The following is a 19,202-nucleotide window of genomic DNA, read 5'->3' as shown; positions in this document are numbered from 1 at the left end:
ACGAACCTCAATTCAAAGAATTGCCGTTATTAAGCGTCTTCTTGCTCTTCGTCGTCTTCTGGCGGATGCGCCATCGGCAAACGAACAACACGAGACGGCACGACAGTAGAAATCGCGTGCTTATATACCATTTGGCTAACAGTATTTTTCAGCAGTACCACGAACTGGTCGAATGACTCGATTTGGCCCTGCAATTTAATGCCGTTGACCAAGTAGATAGATACCGGAATACGCTCCTTGCGAAGAATATTCAGATAAGGGTCTTGTAAGCTATGCCCTTTTGACATGGTGTAGCCTCCTGTATTGCCCAAATCGGGCGTTGATAAAACGTATCAAGAAAAAGCAGCAATATGGATCGCAAACCTGCGAATAAGTTCGCGATCAGACTGGGTAAGTTGCAGTATACCGGAAGTTATTGATATACGGCAGCGCCAGAATGCATCAAGACCTTATTTAGCTGAGATTCTGTCGTTTCGCCAGAGTCCAGCCAAATTAAATCTGACCATCCTCTCAACCACGTTAATTGGCGCTTGGCTAACTGACGGGTGGCGATTAGCGCGCGGTCAAAGGCGGTATCGACGTCGTAATCGCCCCGCAAATGTTCCCATACCTGCCGATAACCCACCGCTCGAATGGACGGTAGATCAGGATGTAAATCACCGCGCGCCATCAAACCCGCAACCTCATCAATAAAACCGCCGGCAAACATTTGCCGCAAACGCTGTTCTATACGGGAATGCAGTACTGCGCGGTCTGGCGGCGCAATAGCGAATTGATAAACCTGATAGGGCAACACCTGAGCAGACTGCCGAGCCTGCCATTCACTCATGGCCACACCACTAATGCGATAGACCTCAAGCGCCCGCGACAATCGCTGGGAGTGATTGGGATGAATACGCGCCGCAGAATCTGGGTCGATGGCGGCCAACTCCGCATGCACTGCGGGCCAACCTTGGGCTAATGCCAAAGCATTAATATCAGCGCGCACGTGCGGGTCTGCACTGGGCATATCCGCCAAACCTTCGATTAAGGCTTTGAAATATAACATGGTACCGCCAACCAGCAAGGGAATTCGACCCGCTGCGGCACTTTTCGCCATCGCCGCCAGCGCGTCCTGCCTAAATTGGGCGGCGGAATACGGTTCCGAGGGGTCGCAAATATCAATTAACTGGTGAGGATAACGCGCCAAGGTTTCCGCATCGGGTTTGGCGCTGCCTATATTTAAACCGCGATACACCAGCGCCGAATCCACGCTGATGAGATCGCAGGGTAAATGTTCGCTCAATGCCAGCGCCAAATCGGTTTTACCCGCCGCCGTTGGGCCCATCAGGAAAATGGCGGGAGGCAAAGGCATAGCGTGCGAATCAGAGTTCGTGCTAGCGGCCACGTAAAAACCATTTATCAAGCTCGGCCATACCTACCTGTACCCAAGTTGGACGACCATGATTGCACTGACCGCTGCGTTCGGTGGCTTCCATGTCACGTAGCAGACTATTCATTTCTGGCAGTGTTAAGCGTCGATTCGCCCGCACCGAACCATGACACGCCATAGTCGACAGGATTTCATTGATATGTTCGCGAATACGATCGCTGCTGCCAAACTCCAGCAAATCTGACAAAACATCGCGCACCAACTGCTCAACCGAGGTATCGGCTAAAATGGTGGGCAGCTCGCGCACAATGACCGATTCTGCCGCCGCGCGCTCAATGCGCATCCCCAGCTCAGCAAAAACATCACTGTGTTGCTCCGCGCAATCCGCCTCTCGCTCACTCACTGCGAGATTCATGGGCACCAATAAAGGCTGGCTGCGAATACCTTCGCCATCGCGGGCATTTTTCATCCGCTCATAGGTAATGCGCTCGTGCGCGGCATGCATATCGACCAAGACCAAACCCTGTTGGTTTTCGGCCAGAATATACACGCCTTTTAATTGCGCCAGCGCATAGCCCAGCGGTGGAGCCAGACCATCGCCCTCTGCACCACTCGTTTGAGGCGCCGCTTGTAGTCGCTGATACGCTGCCTGCTGATCTGCAACGCCGCCAGGCGAATAGCTAGGCCGGTATTGAGATTGGAAGCCACCCAAAGAATGACTCACTGGCACTGCAAGCTCACCACGGGAACTTGAGCCCGCGTCATTATCGGCCAACGCCATCGCCGACTGGGTTTCCGGCATCGCCATCATCGGCTCGCCGCTCATCTGCGGTACCGATGCATTTTGCGGAACCGTATCTGGGCGCACATCCGCCAGCACTTTGTGCAGCGTACGGAAGATAAAATCGTGCACGGTGCGGCCATCACGGAAGCGCACCTCGTGCTTAGTCGGGTGAACATTCACGTCCACCGAGGCCGGCGCCAACTCTAAATACAACACGAAGGCGGGATGACGACCGTGAAATAGCACGTCTCGGTAGGCTTGCCGCACCGCATGCACAACGAGGCGGTCACGCACATAGCGGCCGTTTACATAAAAATGCTGCAAATCTGCTTGGCTGCGAGAAAAACTCGGCAGCGCCACCCAACCCCATAAGCGCAGCCCCATTGCCTCGCGGTCTATATATAGGGCCTGCTCCATAAACGCCGGCCCGCATACTGCGGCTAAACGACGCTCTTGCTCTAGTTGATTATCTGCGGGCTTCAAACTATGAATTGCGCGGCCGTTATGGCGCAATGAAAAGCCGACATCGTAGCGGCTCAAGGCCTGACGCTTCACCACCTCATCTAAATGATTGAATTCGGTTTTTTCGGTGCGCAGAAATTTACGGCGGGCTGGCGTATTAAAAAATAAATCGCGCACCTCAACGGTGGTGCCACGCGGGTGAGCAACTGGCGCTAACACAGCCGCCATATCACGACCTTCGCTGCGAGCAGACCAGCCCGAATCGCTACCTTCGCGAGCAGTGCTTAAACTCAATCGCGAGACTGAGCTGATACTTGCCAAAGCCTCACCACGAAACCCCAAGCTAGCTACCGACTCTAAATCTTCAAGCACCGAAATTTTACTAGTAGCATGGCGGCTTAACGCTAAAGGCAAATCTTCGTGGGCGATGCCTTCACCGTCATCACGAACGCGAATCAACTTCACGCCACCATCTTCAATTTCTAATTCAATCCGGCGAGCACCAGCATCGAGACTGTTTTCCAGTAACTCTTTTACAACCGACGCTGGCCGTTCAACAACTTCACCCGCAGCAATTTGGTTGGCCAAACGCGGATCTAATAAATGGATTTTTGTCATTAGGATGCGGGGATCTGTATTTTCTGACCAACACGGATATCACTACCCGAGAGTTGATTCTGGCGTTGTAAATCTTGCAGCGGCACATTGTAACGATGCGCAATACCAGACAGCGTATCGCCATTCGCAATCACATATTCACGCACGCCAGCCGCCGTTGCAGGACCACTCGCGGGCGATATGTCGCCGCGCTTTACCGCTGCAAAATAAGTGTCTGGCGGCGGGCTCTCACGGAAATAGCGATCAATACCTTCATATATCGCCTGCGACATTTGACTCTGGTAATGCGCGCTTTTTAATTTGCCAGCTTCATGGGGATTTGAAATAAACCCCGTCTCAACCAACAGGGACGGAATATCCGGCGATTTCAACACCGCAAAACCCGCCTGTTCAACACGCTTGCTGTGCAGCCGCGAAATTTTCCCCATCTCGCCCAACAACTGGCCGCCCACACTCAAACTCGCGTCCAAGGTTGCCGTCATAGATAAATCTGTCAGCACCCCAGCCAACACCTGATCTTTGTCAGACAGACTCACACCACCAACCAAGTCAGCCTCGTTTTCGCGCTGCGCCAAAATCCGCGCCGAAGCACTAGTCGCACCGCGTTTAGACAGTGCGTACACCGAGCTGCCGTTCGCACTGGGGTTGGTAAACGCATCGGCATGAATAGACACAAAGAAATCGGCCTGAGCTTTTCTGGCCAAATCGCGGCGCTTCGCCAAGCCAACATAGTAATCGCCATCGCGAATCATCACCACGCGATAGCCTTTTTTGCGCTCAAAGCGCTCTTTTAAACGCTGGGCAATTTTGTAAACCACGTCCTTTTCTTTAACCCGGCCTGGGCCAATGGCACCGGGGTCTTCACCGCCATGCCCCGCATCGATGGCAATCACCACGTCGCGATGAGAGCTATTTTCAATACTTTTCGTCACCTTTGGCGCGCTAGGGCTGGCACTGGGATTGGGCTTCGAGCTAGCGCTGGCACCCGGGCTGGCACTACTGCCCGCAGATTCACCGGTGTCTAAAAAATCCACCACTAAGCGGTCATGTAAATCACCGCTGGCAGCCAACAGAAAGCTTCGTACCTGCACCGCATTACTGAGGTCAAATACAATACGCAGCGCACCGTCAGGCTTTTCGGCGTGACGTAAGCGCGAAATAGGACTATTGGTAAATTCGAGTTTACTGACGTCCGAGGTAAGCTTGGCGCCTTGTATATCAATAACAAGGCGGTCAGGATTGTCGAGGGTAATGAGTTCGTGCTCTACTGGCCCACTGAGATCAAACACCACCCGGCTGTGGTCGGGCGCCCGCCAAAATCGGACGTCGCGAACTTCCGCCGCCTGCGCAGTCGCCGCTAAAAATAGTAAACCGCACAATATTGCACTGCTAATCCGTTTCATATTCGCTCAACTGCGCCAGAATTTGCTGCCCGCGCAACGTCGCGCCACGCGCGGCAAGAAGACGGCCCGCCCCTTGCGGCTCAATGCTAACCATTATGTCGGCAGATGGCAAAAATCCACTGCCGCGCTGGGGCCATTCGATCAAACATATTGCATCATTATCAAAATAATCGCGGATGCCCATATACTCCAACTCCTCGGGATCGCCGAGGCGATAAAGGTCAAAGTGATACACACTGACCGCCTTAGCGTGAGCCGGTTCCGCCGTACACGCCAAGTCTTCATAGGCTTCGACCAAGGTGTAAGTTGGGCTTTTAACTGGGCCAGCATAGTCAAATGCCCGCAGAACGCCGCGGCAGAAAGTGGTTTTACCGGCACCTAATTGACCGTCCAAGTACACCACCGCGCCGCTGCGCATCGCTTTACCTAAAGACTCTCCCGCCGCCACCGTCGCGGCTTCACCGTCAAGATACCGCTGCATACCCGTTGATCACACCTCGTAAATTATCGATAACATCGCTAGCCAACATACCGCGCTCACCCTGCCGTGCCGCGCAATCTGCTGCGGCAGAATGTACCGCCGCCGCCAAACATGTCGCCGCCGCTGGCGCATGCCCCTGCGCAACAAACGCAGCGATCACGCCTGACAATACATCGCCCATGCCCCCCGTTGCCATACCGGGGTTCCCACCGCTATTTAAATAAATTGGCGATGCGCATTCCGCATCTGCGATGAGCGTACCGGCACCTTTTAATAACACCGTCGCTTGATATTTATCCCGCAGCGCCAACACACTCGCAAAGCGATCACATTGCAATTCGGCAGTGCCGCAAGCCAGCAATCGGGCCGCCTCGCCAGGATGTGGCGTGAGTATACGTGGCCCGCGGTGAGAATGCAGGATCTCTGGTGTTTGCGCTAATAAATTCAAGGCATCAGCGTCGATGACCAAGGGCTTATCAGAATTCAGCACGGCGTTTAAAAGCATTTGCCCCCACTCACCCAGCCCAAGCCCAGGACCAATCACAATCACACTGGCTTTTTCAATTAAGTCATTCAGAACAGCGCCACTCATCAACTGTTCGCAGCTAAGTCCATGCACCATCAATTCAGGCCGTGCAGCAATAAAAACGCCACTGTGTTCTGGCCTAGTGATACAAGACACCAACCCCGCGCCACCGCGCGCCGCCGCCGTTGCTGCCAGTAAACTTGCACCGGCCATGCCCAGATCGCCGCCAATCACCAAGACATGTCCAAACATGCCTTTATGAGCACCGCGGGGACGCTCACCCCACTGACTCAACATTGACGGGCCGTCGACTCTTAGCACCCTAACCGCCGCAACATCAAGTTGCTGATAGACGTCGCGCGGCACCGCAAGCGAATCAAACACTTTGCCCCCCGCGCAATCTACGCCATCTAACGTGTATAAGCCGCGCTTTCGGCCAATAAAACTAATGGTGGCTGAGGCACGAACAGCGCCCCCTAACTGGCTCCCCGTATCACTGCACAAACCCGACGGTACATCTATTGCCAACACCGGCGCAGCACTCGCATTAATGATCGAAATCGCCTGCGCGTATTTTTCGCGAACCACGCCGTTCAAACCTGTCCCGAGCAGCGCGTCAACAATCACTCCATCTGGATTTGGCTCTTCGCCCTGCCAAGCGCGTATAACGACACCAGCATCCACTGCGCGCTGCACAGCCAGAGCCGCGTCGCCCTTTAAAGACCCGGGGTCAGCCAGTGCCCACGCACGCACAGACAAGCCATTTTCTTTTGCCAAGGCCGCAATAATATAGCCATCGCCGCCGTTATTACCGCCGCCGCAAAACACCTCGATAGGGGAGCGATCCAGCCAACGCTGCTGCACTTCTCGAAACGCCGCCAAGCCTGCCCTCGTCATCAATTCAATACCGGTGATGCCGCCGGCTATAGCAAGCCGGTCCAGCTCCCGCACCTGCGCAGCGGTGTACAGAATTTGCTCAGCGGCAATGGACTGATCTTGCGGCAACAATGACATACCGTGATTTTCCCGTGATGATCTAGAAGACCCACCTATCATAGCGCGCAAGCAGGCGCTGACAAGTTAAGCCCCCGCAGTATCAACACGTAGAAGCACCCTAGCACGACATTACCGTTGACCAACACCTAGCTCGCCGTGGTGGCATTAGTACTGGGACGCGCGGCCAATGGCATTAAGCGAATCTCGGATAAGCAGCTCTTGAGCAGCCACCTTTTTAAATAAACCACCCGCCGCCTGTTGCACCACATATTCGCCCAACTGGTCTGGAGCCACCGCCTGCTCAGTTGCCGTAGACGCAACAGCATTCTCAGTAGCGCCCGCCGCAGCACTGGCCTTTTGCTGAGACTGCAGTAAATCACCGTAAAGTTTAAGCGCACCATCGGCCGCCAAACTTTGACTCACTGCGGGCAACAATACCGACTGCACCATGCCACCACCTTCAGCCATCAACAGATCCGTCGCTGCGCTGCGGGGTGAGTGCACCAGTTTTTGTAAAGTGTCAGCATCCAGATTGGCCACTATATTTTTCAGAATTGGCCCCGCCACCGGAATCGCATTCTCAGCCGCTCGATTCATTAGGGTTTCCAGCAGTGCTGCCTGCGGATTCTCATTAAAATCGCGCGCCACATCAATCACCAGCCCTAAGGGTGGCGGCAATAAAATTCGCACTATTGGATCATCCAGAAATCCGCCCTTAACAGCCAATTGCCCGACCACCAGATCAATACCGGCAGTGAGCTTTTGAGCAAACTTATTGGCAAGCATTTGCTGAAATTTGGCCTGGGCAGCCAAGGACATATCATCGAACATCGACGCACAGCTAGACGTCAACAGTGCCACTACCAGAACGGCAACCACACGGAACATTATAAGATACCAGCGCAAGAAAGCTTGAAGGGAGATGCCGAAATGGCGACGCATTCTAGCACGCCACTCAAAGAACGGAAGTAGCGCAATGATTAACTATTGGGACCGCTGATAAATACCTGAAAGCAAATAAACTAAGGTAATACTGCTGATGTGGTTTTATCCATTCCAACCAATAAAAAACAGCTATGTAGGCCCTCACCACAAGCATGTACTGAGCGTACTCTGGGCGACGCTAGCAAGGACATACAGCGGCAAGCCAAACGTGTAAAATACCTGCCCATCGTCTCTTCAAGTAGGCAACGGCAACTTGATCACCCCAACTCCAACTGACCTTGAGGCCCTAGCGCAGCAAATTAAAGACTGGGGCCGAGACCTCGGTTTCGCCCACATTGGTATTAGCCCTGCGACCAATGCCGCCCACGCAGAACATCTGCGCAACTGGCTGGCAAAAGAATACCACGGCGAAATGGCCTATATGGCTGAACGCGAAGGACTGCGCGCCACCCCCGACGACTTGCATCCGGGCACCATTCGCGTCATAAGCGCCCGCCTAGATTATCTACCCGACGGCGAAAGCTGCGACACTATTCTAAACACACCCAGTAAAGCCTATATCTCTCGCTACGCTTTGGGCCGCGACTATCATAAATTAATTCGCAAACGCCTCAGCCAACTCGCCGAAAAAATCAGCGCCGTCGCCGGCGGCAGCCACCGCGCCTTTGTCGACAGCGCGCCGGTTTTAGAGCGCGGCTTTGCCGAGCAAGCCGGTCTTGGCTGGATTGGTAAAAACAGCATGCTGATCAATAGCAAAGCGGGGTCGTGGTTTTTCTTGGGCGAAATTTATACCGATGTACCGCTGCCAATCGACCCACCCCAAGAAACCGGTCATTGCGGCAGCTGCCGCGCCTGCCTTGATGACTGCCCAACCGGCGCGATTGTCGCCCCCTACCAAGTCGATGCGCGGCGCTGCATTTCTTATTTAACGATTGAACTCAAAGACAGTATTCCAGAAGACTTGCGCCCCTTAATGGGCAATCGCGTGTTTGGCTGCGACGACTGCCAATTGGTATGTCCGTGGAATAAGTTTGCGCAGCCCACCAAAGAAACTGACTTTTCGCCACGCCATCAGCTTGATAACAGCGAATTAGTCAGCCTGTTTTTATGGTCTGAACAAGAGTTTTTAGACAACACCGCCGGCTCTGCCATTCGCCGCATTGGCTATCAGCGCTGGTTGCGTAATTTGGCCGTTGGCATTGGCAATGCGCCCGCAAGTACTGCCGCTATTCAAGCCTTAAAATCACAATACGCCGTCGCCGGTGACATGGCCCGCGAACATATCGACTGGGCACTGACCAAACAGCATTCAGCACCATCACGGCATGCGTAAAAAAGCCCCAATCAAGGGGCTTTAAGTGACAAGCGCTAGATGGCCGTTCAGAACGGCAGGGAATAATTCAACATCACACTCTCACGCCCTTCGCCTTCGTCGCTATAATTAATATTCAGTGCTAAGCGCGACTTATCTATGGCCACCGACGCGCCTAGGCTGGCATCGACAAAAGTGTCGCCATCAGTGCGATAGCTCGGCAAGCGATAACTAATATAGCCTAGGTTGGTATTTCTCACTTCAATCGTTTCGTCTGCATCTTCAAGCTCTGACACCGAGAACACTTCAGCATACAAATTCACACCCTCGCTCACCGCTATATTTGCAAGTACACCGGCTCTTAGCTGACGACTCTGACGGCTTTGCTCGCCCCATTGATAATTTGATACGGCGCCACCTGATTCGGTATAACCATCAACCTTGGCACTCAGTAAGCGAGCGCCCACGGCGGGAGCAATACTCAGCGCTTTCGATGACGACAGCTCATAAGCCACTTGACCATCAAAGTGCCAGCCATAACCTTCGGTACCGCCAGTCGCCGTCAAACCCTGATCACCTAAATTAAAGTGACGATCGACATCGCTGTAATCGACAACGCTCAAACCGACACTGCCTTCGGCCAACCAATGATTCTCACGATAATTTAGCAAGCCGCTATAACCAACGCTGGTTGCTGAAAATTCAGCGTCGTCGGTATCGGTTTCGTGCTTAGCCATGCTCAAGGCAGCACCTAAACTCATAGATGGCGATACCGCGTGGCTATACCCCAGAGTCAGGTAACTACTCTCCTGATCACCGCCACTTGGCACATCTTCGTTCGCGCCGCTGGCACTAATAAACACGCGACTGGTATTTTCAAACCAGCGATTTTCTCGCAAGGTTTGCGTTAGGCTCTCGTGTTGGCTGCGCGCGAGCCCAATGCCAATCCCAGAAAGCTGACCAACAAGTTGCGGCGCAACCACCACATCAATAAGATAATCACCGGTAATTTCACCGACCTTGCCGGTGGGGTGGACCCCATCATTAAACAGCAATTTATCGGGATCGGGATTAGTACCATCTATGCCGTAAATCGGGTGCTCCACACAGTCGCCGCCGCTGTCGTCAAAGCACATATAGCGCTGATCAAAGGTCGCCAAAGGGCCGAACGCAACATTGGCGCCATTGGCAAAGCCGTATGCCTCAGCATTGTCAGACACATATTCAATGACCCCTGCTAAATCCACGGGAATAATATTCGCGCCGCTAAAGTTGGCATAGGTCTGCAACGCTTGGTTGTAACCGGCTGCACCGGCAGACACTGTTGCGGCATAGCCAGGCAGCGTTAAGTTTTGCGCCTGTGCCGCAGGGGTTTTGCCTAAATCTGGCAAATTACTCAGCATAATATAGCGACCACCTGCCGCATCGATGGCTGACACACCGGCTATCAGTGTTTGTGCAGACGCAACAATCGTTGCCTGATCTACCGCCGTGCCGTTGAGAAAATCATTACCGCCACCATCGATTAAAAACAGCGCATTTCGGTCAACGGTATTCTCAGTTAAATATGCGGGCCTTGCCTCAGCACCACCCGCCGGCAGCGCCAGACCAGTTCCATTAATGGAATTTAAAATGTCTGCCGTTTCATAACCGCCGACGGCATAGTTTGTGCCGCCAGCAACCGCTGGATCAGTGGACAGCCCCAGTGCCATCCCCAAGTATTGGGGGGCAATATTGGCATAGGGGCCAAGGGTATAATCACCAGAGCCATCGCCGAGCCGGTTGGTAAAGCGTTTTCCAAAGTTGCCGCTATCTAACAAGCTGTCACCAAAAATAACAAACTCACTAAAATAGCTTTGCGCAGATAAGGGGGTACAGAATAAAGACGCCACACACAGCGCAGTTAACTTTCTCATAACATTCCACCTACTTATTGTTATCTATCTCATCGCCGACCTAAAATTGACTACGCAATTTGTGGTAATTAACACCGCTAATACGCGAAGTTTTCATCGACAACATGAATCGCTACAAGACCCGTTTTTGCGCTTGATCACAATAGGGGTAAATACAGATAGCTACTAAACCATAGAAGACGGTAGGCATTTACGCAAAGGCAGCGCTATGAAAACCAAGAATACACCCGCGCCGCCATGACTAGCGGCGCGGTAAATCACGGAAGGCTAGGAAAGACGAAGGAAATGCTCCCGGTAATAGCTCAGCTCAGCAATCGAGTCGTAAATATCATCAAGAGCCAAATGCGTTGCCGATTTTTTCAAGCCAGCACTCAAGTCTGGCCGCCAGCGGCGCGCCAACTCTTTCACACTACTCACATCCAAATTGCGGTAATGGAAATAGGCTTCCAGTGCAGGCATTTCACGGGCCATAAAACGACGATCTTGACAGATGCTGTTGCCGCACATGGGCGACGCACCTTTTTCAACATGCTTGTCTAAAAATGCCAAGGTTAAACGCTCCGCCTCTTCAGCGGTAATGCAGGTATCTTGCACCCGCTTAATCAATCCAGATTGGCCATGCTGCCGAGTATTCCACTCATCCATCCCCGCCAACACCTCATCGGGCTGATGTATTGCCAATACAGGGCCTTCGGCAAGCACATTTAAATTGGCATCGGTTACCACAGTCGCAATTTCAATAATATGATCGTTGATGGTATCTAGACCCGTCATTTCCAAGTCAATCCAAATCAAGTTCTGTGCTTTATCCATCGGTTCGCCTATATGGTAAATGTAGTCAATGCCGGTATGTCGCCACGTATTCAGTGGATACCAATACGCCGAATTCACACCCTCAACTGCGCAAAGTGTCGATTGTATCAGCACATAGGGTAAGATGGCGTCTCTTAGGCGAATGATCCTTCATGACAAAACGTAAACTCAGCCGTCAGCAGCGCTGGCGCATCGAAAAAGTACAGGCGGAACGCAACGAGCGCGCAAACAAACGCGACTCTCAACTAGACCAAGCGCTAAATGAAGGCGAATTAGGTCCGGAGCAAAGCGGACTTATTGTGAGCCATTTTGGTCAACAGGTTGAGGTAGAAGCCGACAACGGATTTCGGCAGCGCTGCCACGTTCGCGCCCACATCGAAGGCTTGGTAACCGGCGACAGCGTCACTTGGCGGGAGGGCAAACCCACCGGCGTAGTCGTTGCCTGCAACACCCGTAGATCACTGCTGTCTCGCCCAGATAATCACGGCAAATTAAAACCGGTTGCTGCCAATATTGATCACATTGTGATCGTAATTGCCCCCGAGCCTCGCGCCCACGCCAATCTCATCGATCGCTACTTGGTTGCTTCAGAAGCTATTGGCATTCGACCTATTCTCCTTTTGAACAAATCTGACCTGATCAACGACGACAATCGCGAATATCTCGACACCATGCTGGCTCGCTACCAAGACATTGGCTATCAAGTCACCCGCGCGTCTACCGCTGCAGAGCACGGCCTAAACGAATTAAAACAAACACTTTGCGGCCATATCAGTGTATTTGTTGGTCAATCCGGCGTGGGAAAATCATCGCTAGTAAATAGCCTGCTGCCAGGCACCGACACCCGAGTAGGTCCGTTATCTGAAAGTACCGCCAAGGGTAAACACACCACCACTACGGCTCGCCTCTATCATTTTCCCGACGGCGGCAGCTTAATCGACTCTCCCGGCATTCGTGAATTTGCGCTCTGGAATATGGATAGAGAAAAAGTATTAGATGGATTTATTGAATTCCGGCCTTTTCTCGGCCTCTGCAGATTTCGAGACTGCAAACACGAACATGAGCCGCGCTGCGCGTTGCTAGACGCTGAAGCAGAAAACAAAATCAGCCCCGAACGTATGGGCAGCTATCGGCAAATAATTGAAAGCCTGAATAGTCAATAAAGCAATTAGTCACATCCGTTCGCTATAATAATTTTATGGCTCACCGCCGCAAATTTAAAATAGAGTGAGTGAGAAAAGCTCGAAATTTACTGTCCCAACAATAAGAGGCTGCCGAGCAACACGATAGTAACGTCGCCTGACAGCCGCAGCTACTGCTACAATTCATCCACATACTTAGCACAAGAAGTCGATAATGAAAGACTGGCCATTATTAATTGAAACCACACAATTAGCGGAAGCGCTGCACAATCCTAAATTGTTAATTTTAGATACCAGCAGCGCCGCCAATTACGCCGAGCACCACATACCGGGTGCTGTCCATATCGCGCCATCGGAGCTGCAATGTGGCGTCAAACCAGCGGTTGGCAAACTGCCAAGTGTCGACGCCCTCAACGCCCTTTTTTCTAAGGTAGGACTCAGCCCTGACAAGCACGTAATAGCCTATGATGACGAAGGCGGCGGTTGGGCTGGCCGATTAATTTGGACCCTCGATGCCATTGGCCATCACAATTACTCCTATCTTGACGGCGGCCTACACGCTTGGCTGCACGGCGGTCACCCAACCGAAAAAGTTGCCAACCACCCCGCCCCCACCGAGCAAAACATCACGATTGACAGCCTGCCAATAGCTGAAATTGAAGACTTCATCAGCATGCTGGACAACAGCCAACTGGCGGTTTGGGACGCGCGCTCACCGGAAGAATACCGTGGCGAAAAAGTATTATCTCAACGCGGCGGCCATATTCCTGGCGCCATCAACCTAGACTGGCTGGAATTGATCGATCGCGACCGGCAGATGCGCTTAAAAGATTTAAGTAGCCTGCAAGCACGCTTAAACGAATTGAGCATCACCGCCGACAAAACCGTGATCACCCATTGCCAGACTCATCATCGCTCCGGCCTGAGTTATCTGCTCATGAAAATTCTCGGCTACCCACATATAAAGGGCTACCACGGCTCGTGGGGAGAATGGGGAAACAGTGATTTTACCCCCATCGAAACCGGCAGCAATGCAAAAAGCAGCGCGCAAAAGCCCTAGTGTTGCTGACAACAAAATTCTAATTATTTACCGAAGGATACCCTGTGAAAATTGCGTTCATTATTTTGCAATACCTGCTACCCCAGCACTTCTTATCACGACTGGTTGGCAAGCTTGCGGAAACAGACATTCCTTGGCTAAAAGACCTACTAATCAGCCGCTTCATCAAACAATACAAGGTTGATATGGAGGAGGCGAAAGACCCAGATCCACGCCATTATGCAAACTTTAATGCCTTTTTTACTCGGGCATTAAAAAGCGGTGCCAGACCCATTTGCGAAGACGATGATGCCATCGCCTGCCCAGCAGACGGCGCGATTAGTCAGATCGGCAAAATCACCGGCGGTCGCATTTTTCAAGCCAAGGGGCAGGACTACAGCCTACTAGCACTGCTAGGTGGCGACCGCGAAGCCGCCGCGCTGTTTGAAAACGGTAGCTTCGCCACAGTATATCTCTCGCCCCGCGACTACCACCGCGTACACATGCCCCTTAGCGGTACATTGCGCAGCATGAGCTATATTCCTGGCGCGCTATTTTCAGTGAACACCACCACCGCTGAAAACGTTCAAGGCCTGTTTGCCCGCAACGAACGGGCGGTGTGCCTATTCGACACCGAAGCCGGCCCAATGGCGGTTATCTTAGTCGGTGCGATGATCGTAGCCGGTATTGAAACTGTGTGGGACGGTCAAATTGCACCACCGCCGAAAGGCATAAAAACAACGGATTACAGTCAAGGCGCTCGTGAAATCCACCTGCAAAAAGGTGAGGAAATGGGGCGCTTCAAACTCGGATCAACAGCAATTGTTTTATTTGCCAAAGACAAGGCCGATTGGCATGAGGGCTTTCAAGCCACCACGCCAACACGCCTAGGAGAAATCTTGGGGCATATTAAGACAGCTTGATAAATTCATTGGAGCGGGCCTTCACGCCCGCTCCAATGGAAACGCAATCACTTCATCAATTCGTTCTACATCACAGGCCAACATCGCTAAACGATCAAAGCCCATCGCCACACCGACACACTCTGGCAACGTAGCCATTGCCTTTAATAAATGCCGATCAATAGGGGGCAAAATCTGGTTGTTCTCAGCTCGGCGGGCGTGATCATCACGTATTCGCCTAACCAATTCATTGGCATCGCGTAACTCGTCATAGCCATTCGCCAATTCCATACCGGCGTAAAACGCTTCAAACCGAGAGGCGAGCTGAATACCATCAGCGTTGCTGCGGGTGTTCGCCAAAGCCGCCTGCGAGGCGGGAAAATCGTATACAAAACTAAGGGATTCACGATCCAACAAAGGCTCAATCACCGATGACATCAAAAGCTGCAACCACACATCGCGGTCATCAGTATCAAAATGGAGATCCAAGTGCGCACGCGCACAGGCTTTTAATTCAGATAATGACGCGTGGTGTGGACTCAAGCCGCAATGCCGCTCAAACACCTGCTGATAACTATAATAATGTGATTCAACCGGCCCTACCGCCAAGGCCACTATCACCGCGACCTCATCCATCAACTCCTGCAAGCTCAGGCCAATGCGGTACCACTCCAGCATAGTGAACTCGGGGTTGTGCCGGCGCCCCCGCTCACCCCGCCGAAAGGCCTTACAAATTTGATAGATAGACCCACTACCCGCAGCCAGCAAACGCTTCATGGCAAACTCTGGCGAAGTCTGCAAATACATAAGGGCATCACCGTCAGGCGAGACGGTGGTGATAGCTTCAATATTGGGATCGGTGACTGGCGCCGTCGCTAGCAGTGGTGTGTCCACTTCTAAAACACCGCGCTCCGCAAACAAGGCGCGCACCGCAGCAAGTAATTGTGCGCGGCGGCTTAAAGCCGAAAAATCAGCCGTGGGCCGCCAATCAGACATTTAACTTTTCACTCGGTTCTGATATTCGCCGGTACGAGTATCGACCTTTATGACTTCGCCAACACTTAAAAACAACGGCACTTTCACAACAGCGCCAGTGCTTAAGTAAGCCGGTTTGGTGCCGCCTTGCGCGGTATCACCTTTAACACCCGGATCAGTCTCAACGATCTCTAACTCAACAAAGTTTGGCGGGGTAACTGACAACGGTGCGCCGTTGTACAAGGTCACGGTGCAAACATCCTGCTCTTTTAGCCAGTTAGACGCATCGCCAACCGCTTTAAGATCCGCTTGAAACTGCTCAAACGATTCGGGGTCCATAAAGTGATAGAATTCGCCGTCGTTGTACAAATATTCCATACTTTGATCGATGACATCAGCGCCCTCGAGAGACTCGCCGGATTTGAAAGTACGCTCCCAAACCCGACCTGAGTTAAGATTGCGCAAACGAACACGGTTAAAGGCTTGCCCCTTACCCGGCTTAACAAATTCATTATCTAAAATAGAACAAGGCTCGCCGTCGAGCATCACCTTTAGTCCGTTGCGAAATTCATTGGTAGAATAATTAGCCATGATTTTCCTCAGCGACGGTGTAAAACCGTAGTTTAAAAAGGCAGCAATGATACCCCTAAAAGACACTTTTTGGCAGGCCGAAAGCTGGCAGCAACAAATGAGCGGTATGATCCGCGAGCCAGCACGACTATTTCAGCGTTTGCAATTAGACCCAAATGAACACCCAAACATTACCGCAGCACTCGAGCAATTCCCGCTGAGAGTGCCCGAGGCCTTTGTTGCCAAAATGGCTATTGGCGACTGGAACGACCCTCTACTTTTACAAGTATTGCCGCTAGAAAAAGAGACACGGCAACACGTCGGCTACATTAATGATCCTTTGGAAGAAGTCAGCGCCAACCCCGCACCCGGCCTAATTCATAAATATTACGGACGGGTTTTACTCATCACCAGCCCAGCCTGTGCCGTTCACTGCCGCTACTGTTTCCGCCGTAACTTCCCCTACGAGGCCAACAATCCGAGTCAGCGTGACTGGCAAAAATCGCTAGACTATATTGCAGATCGCAGCGAAATTAGCGAGGTCATACTCAGCGGCGGCGATCCGCTATCGGCCCCTGACGAATACTTACACAAACTTATATTAAAAATTGCCGCTATTCCGCATGTCGACACCCTGCGTATTCACACCCGATTACCACTGGTATTACCCGCCAGAGTGACACCAGAGCTTATTCAGGTACTTAGCGCGAATCGCCTACGCATTGTGATGGTAATCCACTGTAATCACGCCAATGAAATTGATAAGCACACCGAAATTGCGCTGGCAAACATGCGCAGCGCTGGGTTTACACTCTTAAACCAAAGCGTTTTACTTAAAGGAATCAACGATAATGCCGATACCTTAGTAAAGCTAAGCCGACGCCTATTTGAAGTTAACGTCATGCCCTACTACCTACATTTACTAGACAAAGTGAACGGCGCCGCGCATTTTGACGTAAGTGAAGTACAGGCACGCTTACTAATGAAGGCTATACTAGCCAAGCTACCAGGCTATTTAGTGCCGCGACTAGTCATAGAAGAACCGAATGCAAGTAGTAAACGACCGCTTGCACTATTTTGATTTAACGCGTAAAAACATAGACTTAAAACACAAAGCGAATGCAACATTACATTAAAACAGTCATTCACAGGACGTTATGAATAATAACTCAAGCCTTGCAATTGCAACGCCTGACATAAACCGTGACTCACATAGCCAGTTCGCATTAAACGCAACGGCCGTCAGCACTTGGGTAAATAACCTGCCGCTAGCTAATCTGGGTGAAGCCACGCGCCTGTTATTTCAAGCACTATCAGAACTAAGCCATACCGCCTGCAAACCTAAGGATCGCTACGAAATCCTTGAGAAAATTCGCCCCCATGTTCACCGCATCGTAAAGGCCCTTTCTCAGCACTACCTCAACAAGCCGGTGGTATTGCCAGAGAAAACCCAAAAAATAGTCCTACTCGCAAACACCCTAAACTCTCAGCTCGCGACAGGCTATTGCCAAGCATTCAAGGGGCTGGAAGGCGAGAATCGCTTACTTCGTTCTAAAGACGCACTTTCAAGCTGCCTACACAGAGCGCTGACTGAACATAGCAGAATATTGCTGCGAACTTATCAGCTATATCGCTCAAGTCATCCAGAGTTTTGGTTAAGCGCACATAAAATTTACCAATGCGCCCACGCGCAAAAACTACGCAAATCCAAAGTCATTGATAGCGTCTATGGCGACGGCACAGTGCAACAAGCCTATCTTCGCCTGTTAATGTTGAGCTGCAGTAAAACCCACCAACTGCCCCAGCGTTATATCGACGACATTTTTAATGAATTAAACAACTGGTCGGCCTTCATAGAGCTGCGCACAGACCGGCTGGAAAGCAGTGTATTTTTGTTTAACCCCACCGAGGACTCTCCCCCCGTATACCGCGAATTAATACAGCGGGCACCGTCCCCAGGTTGGCTAGGCATAGACACCAAACCCCTGCTCTCACAAAGTGGTGGACTCGCTGGAGCAAACACTCCGCGCAAGACCAATAATCCAACAAAACTAAGCAGCTCAATTCTCGATCACCTCGCTATTTCTTGGAGCTCAGCAACCTCACGCGCTGCAGAACGTATGCCCTGTAACGACCCGGTACTTATTACCGTGGGCATGAATACCACACACTACTATGTCGCCAATCAATTAGATTTTAGTCACTTCCACATTGAGCCAGACCACGACAGCAGCTCCCCCCTCTTTCAAGAACGACGTGCAGACCAAGACGATGTTTGGAGTCGAAGCGGCGGGGCAGATACTCGCGGCCGCGATCCCGACCAAAAATCGTCAATCGATTATCGAGCGGGCGATGTAGAAACCATCAGCTATAGCTTGCCGCAAGATAATCCAGCGCCAGTTAGCGCTGACAATAAATATGAATATTTGCGCTCACGCATTCTAGATACCAGTAGCTCCGGCTGCCGAATCGAATGGCCTAGCACTACCCAACTTCGTATTCGCACTGGCGAGTTAGTCGGCCTGAAAACCGACGATTACGACAGCTGGCGCGTTGGTGTTGTTCGCTGGCTGCGCAGTGATGGCAGCCACCAAGTTGGCATAGAGGCACTCGCATCTACAGCGACGCCGTACAGCGCCCGCCTCATTCAATCCGGCCTACCCGTGAACGAATACCAACGGGCAATGCTGCTACCCGGTGGACATATTGCAAAGGGCCCCATGTTATTGCTATCTGGGGTCATTGGAATATCAGAAGGACACACAGTAGAGCTCTTGCGCCCCGGCCATTCCATGCGTATAAAATTAGGAAAAATCGTAGAGCAATCCAACGCCTTTAAATTATTCCGCTTTGAAGATATTGCCCGCAATACCATCAAGATTGACGTAGCAGATGCCGATGAAGTTAATAAAAGCGACTTTAATCAGCTCTGGGATATTCTTTGAG

Annotated in this window: 17 protein-coding genes; 6 read left to right on the top strand and 11 right to left on the bottom strand. The window is 51.8% G+C overall.

All coding sequences use genetic code 11. From position 1 onward, the window contains the following. Positions 1 to 29 precede the first annotated feature (29 nt). The 7 genes from hfq to GVJ32_RS04850 form a co-directional block, all read right to left on the bottom strand. Positions 30 to 287, bottom strand: a complete 258-nt coding sequence (gene hfq, locus GVJ32_RS04880) for an RNA chaperone Hfq (RefSeq protein ID WP_159238937.1) — start codon at positions 285 to 287, stop codon at positions 30 to 32. A gap of 125 nt (positions 288 to 412) precedes the next feature. Further along, a complete protein-coding gene (gene miaA / locus GVJ32_RS04875; protein WP_159238936.1) occupies positions 413 to 1,354 on the bottom strand; it encodes a tRNA (adenosine(37)-N6)-dimethylallyltransferase MiaA in 942 nt (313 codons plus the stop codon). Between the two features lie 22 nt (positions 1,355 to 1,376). Further along, positions 1,377 to 3,236, bottom strand: coding sequence for a DNA mismatch repair endonuclease MutL (mutL, locus tag GVJ32_RS04870; RefSeq protein ID WP_159238935.1), 1,860 nt, complete (start codon positions 3,234 to 3,236; stop codon positions 1,377 to 1,379). Further along, the gene (locus tag GVJ32_RS04865) at positions 3,236 to 4,639 is read right to left on the bottom strand and encodes an N-acetylmuramoyl-L-alanine amidase (RefSeq protein ID WP_159238934.1); all 1,404 of its coding nucleotides are present in this window, start codon (positions 4,637 to 4,639) and stop codon (positions 3,236 to 3,238) included. The genes mutL and GVJ32_RS04865 overlap by 1 nt, the downstream gene beginning before the upstream one ends. After that, positions 4,626 to 5,120 (bottom strand): tRNA (adenosine(37)-N6)-threonylcarbamoyltransferase complex ATPase subunit type 1 TsaE, encoded by a 495-nt coding sequence (gene tsaE, locus GVJ32_RS04860; RefSeq protein ID WP_159238933.1) that lies wholly within the window; start codon positions 5,118 to 5,120, stop codon positions 4,626 to 4,628. Before tsaE ends, GVJ32_RS04865 begins: the two co-directional genes overlap by 14 nt. Next, the gene (locus GVJ32_RS04855; RefSeq protein ID WP_159238932.1) at positions 5,104 to 6,660 is read right to left on the bottom strand and encodes an NAD(P)H-hydrate dehydratase; all 1,557 of its coding nucleotides are present in this window, start codon (positions 6,658 to 6,660) and stop codon (positions 5,104 to 5,106) included. Before GVJ32_RS04855 ends, tsaE begins: the two co-directional genes overlap by 17 nt. A 147-nt stretch (positions 6,661 to 6,807) precedes the next feature. Then, entirely contained in the window at positions 6,808 to 7,584 is a 777-nt protein-coding gene (locus GVJ32_RS04850) for a DUF4197 family protein (RefSeq protein ID WP_159238931.1), read from the bottom strand. A gap of 256 nt (positions 7,585 to 7,840) precedes the next feature. Between GVJ32_RS04850 and queG the strand changes: the two genes are divergently transcribed. Then, positions 7,841 to 8,920, top strand: a complete 1,080-nt coding sequence (gene queG, locus GVJ32_RS04845; RefSeq protein WP_200841340.1) for a tRNA epoxyqueuosine(34) reductase QueG — start codon at positions 7,841 to 7,843, stop codon at positions 8,918 to 8,920. Positions 8,921 to 8,967: 47 nt separating this feature from the next. Here queG and GVJ32_RS04840 read toward each other — a convergent pair whose 3' ends face one another. Both GVJ32_RS04840 and orn read right to left on the bottom strand, forming a co-directional pair. Then, entirely contained in the window at positions 8,968 to 10,815 is a 1,848-nt protein-coding gene (locus GVJ32_RS04840) for an autotransporter domain-containing protein (protein ID WP_159238930.1), read from the bottom strand. Between the two features lie 267 nt (positions 10,816 to 11,082). Next, positions 11,083 to 11,628: an oligoribonuclease gene (orn, locus tag GVJ32_RS04835; RefSeq protein ID WP_159238929.1), complete on the bottom strand. Its 546-nt coding sequence runs from the start codon at positions 11,626 to 11,628 to the stop codon at positions 11,083 to 11,085. A 152-nt stretch (positions 11,629 to 11,780) separates the two neighbouring features. Here orn and rsgA point away from each other — a divergent pair, with 152 nt between their 5' ends. From rsgA to asd, 3 genes are all read left to right on the top strand, one after another. After that, positions 11,781 to 12,791 carry a small ribosomal subunit biogenesis GTPase RsgA gene (gene rsgA, locus GVJ32_RS04830; protein ID WP_159238928.1) on the top strand — a complete coding sequence of 337 codons (1,011 nt, stop codon included), beginning with the start codon at positions 11,781 to 11,783 and terminating at the stop codon, positions 12,789 to 12,791. A 193-nt stretch (positions 12,792 to 12,984) separates the two neighbouring features. Continuing rightward, entirely contained in the window at positions 12,985 to 13,830 is an 846-nt protein-coding gene (locus GVJ32_RS04825; RefSeq protein WP_159238927.1) for a sulfurtransferase, read from the top strand. Between the two features lie 44 nt (positions 13,831 to 13,874). Then, positions 13,875 to 14,732, top strand: a complete 858-nt coding sequence (gene asd / locus GVJ32_RS04820; protein ID WP_159238926.1) for an archaetidylserine decarboxylase — start codon at positions 13,875 to 13,877, stop codon at positions 14,730 to 14,732. 21 nt (positions 14,733 to 14,753) lie between these two features. Here the strand turns inward: asd and epmA are convergent, their stop codons facing one another. Further along, positions 14,754 to 15,707, bottom strand: a complete 954-nt coding sequence (gene epmA, locus GVJ32_RS04815) for an EF-P lysine aminoacylase EpmA (protein ID WP_159238925.1) — start codon at positions 15,705 to 15,707, stop codon at positions 14,754 to 14,756. Further along, the gene (efp, locus tag GVJ32_RS04810) at positions 15,708 to 16,277 is read right to left on the bottom strand and encodes an elongation factor P (RefSeq protein ID WP_159238924.1); all 570 of its coding nucleotides are present in this window, start codon (positions 16,275 to 16,277) and stop codon (positions 15,708 to 15,710) included. 46 nt (positions 16,278 to 16,323) lie between these two features. On the opposite strand from efp, the gene epmB reads away from it, so the two are divergent. Then, complete coding sequence (gene epmB, locus GVJ32_RS04805) at positions 16,324 to 17,337, top strand: EF-P beta-lysylation protein EpmB (RefSeq protein ID WP_159238923.1); 1,014 nt, start codon at positions 16,324 to 16,326, stop codon at positions 17,335 to 17,337. Positions 17,338 to 17,413: 76 nt separating this feature from the next. Next, complete coding sequence (locus GVJ32_RS04800; protein WP_159238922.1) at positions 17,414 to 19,201, top strand: hypothetical protein; 1,788 nt, start codon at positions 17,414 to 17,416, stop codon at positions 19,199 to 19,201. Position 19,202: the final 1 nt, after the last annotated feature.

The sequence above is a fragment of the Zhongshania aliphaticivorans genome, from assembly GCF_902705855.1.
GTDB classification, from domain to species: Bacteria; Pseudomonadota; Gammaproteobacteria; order Pseudomonadales; family Spongiibacteraceae; genus Spongiibacter; species Spongiibacter aliphaticivorans_B.
Note: the sequence above shows the minus strand (reverse complement) of the source record. Positions and strands in the feature narration are given on the sequence as shown.

Excerpts from the sequence above, each read along its gene's own strand:
- hfq (WP_159238937.1), bottom strand. The coding sequence starts at position 287 with ATGTCAAAAGGGCATAGCTTACAAGACCCTTATCTGAATATTCTTCGC.
- miaA (WP_159238936.1), bottom strand. The coding sequence starts at position 1,354 with ATGCCTTTGCCTCCCGCCATTTTCCTGATGGGCCCAACGGCGGCGGGT.
- mutL (WP_159238935.1), bottom strand. The coding sequence starts at position 3,236 with ATGACAAAAATCCATTTATTAGATCCGCGTTTGGCCAACCAAATTGCT.
- GVJ32_RS04865 (WP_159238934.1), bottom strand. The coding sequence starts at position 4,639 with ATGAAACGGATTAGCAGTGCAATATTGTGCGGTTTACTATTTTTAGCG.
- tsaE (WP_159238933.1), bottom strand. The coding sequence starts at position 5,120 with ATGCAGCGGTATCTTGACGGTGAAGCCGCGACGGTGGCGGCGGGAGAG.
- GVJ32_RS04855 (WP_159238932.1), bottom strand. The coding sequence starts at position 6,660 with ATGTCATTGTTGCCGCAAGATCAGTCCATTGCCGCTGAGCAAATTCTG.
- GVJ32_RS04850 (WP_159238931.1), bottom strand. The coding sequence starts at position 7,584 with ATGCGTCGCCATTTCGGCATCTCCCTTCAAGCTTTCTTGCGCTGGTAT.
- GVJ32_RS04840 (WP_159238930.1), bottom strand. The coding sequence starts at position 10,815 with ATGAGAAAGTTAACTGCGCTGTGTGTGGCGTCTTTATTCTGTACCCCC.
- orn (WP_159238929.1), bottom strand. The coding sequence starts at position 11,628 with ATGGATAAAGCACAGAACTTGATTTGGATTGACTTGGAAATGACGGGT.
- rsgA (WP_159238928.1), top strand. The coding sequence starts at position 11,781 with ATGACAAAACGTAAACTCAGCCGTCAGCAGCGCTGGCGCATCGAAAAA.
- GVJ32_RS04825 (WP_159238927.1), top strand. The coding sequence starts at position 12,985 with ATGAAAGACTGGCCATTATTAATTGAAACCACACAATTAGCGGAAGCG.
- epmA (WP_159238925.1), bottom strand. The coding sequence starts at position 15,707 with ATGTCTGATTGGCGGCCCACGGCTGATTTTTCGGCTTTAAGCCGCCGC.
- efp (WP_159238924.1), bottom strand. The coding sequence starts at position 16,277 with ATGGCTAATTATTCTACCAATGAATTTCGCAACGGACTAAAGGTGATG.
- epmB (WP_159238923.1), top strand. The coding sequence starts at position 16,324 with ATGATACCCCTAAAAGACACTTTTTGGCAGGCCGAAAGCTGGCAGCAA.
- GVJ32_RS04800 (WP_159238922.1), top strand. The coding sequence starts at position 17,414 with ATGAATAATAACTCAAGCCTTGCAATTGCAACGCCTGACATAAACCGT.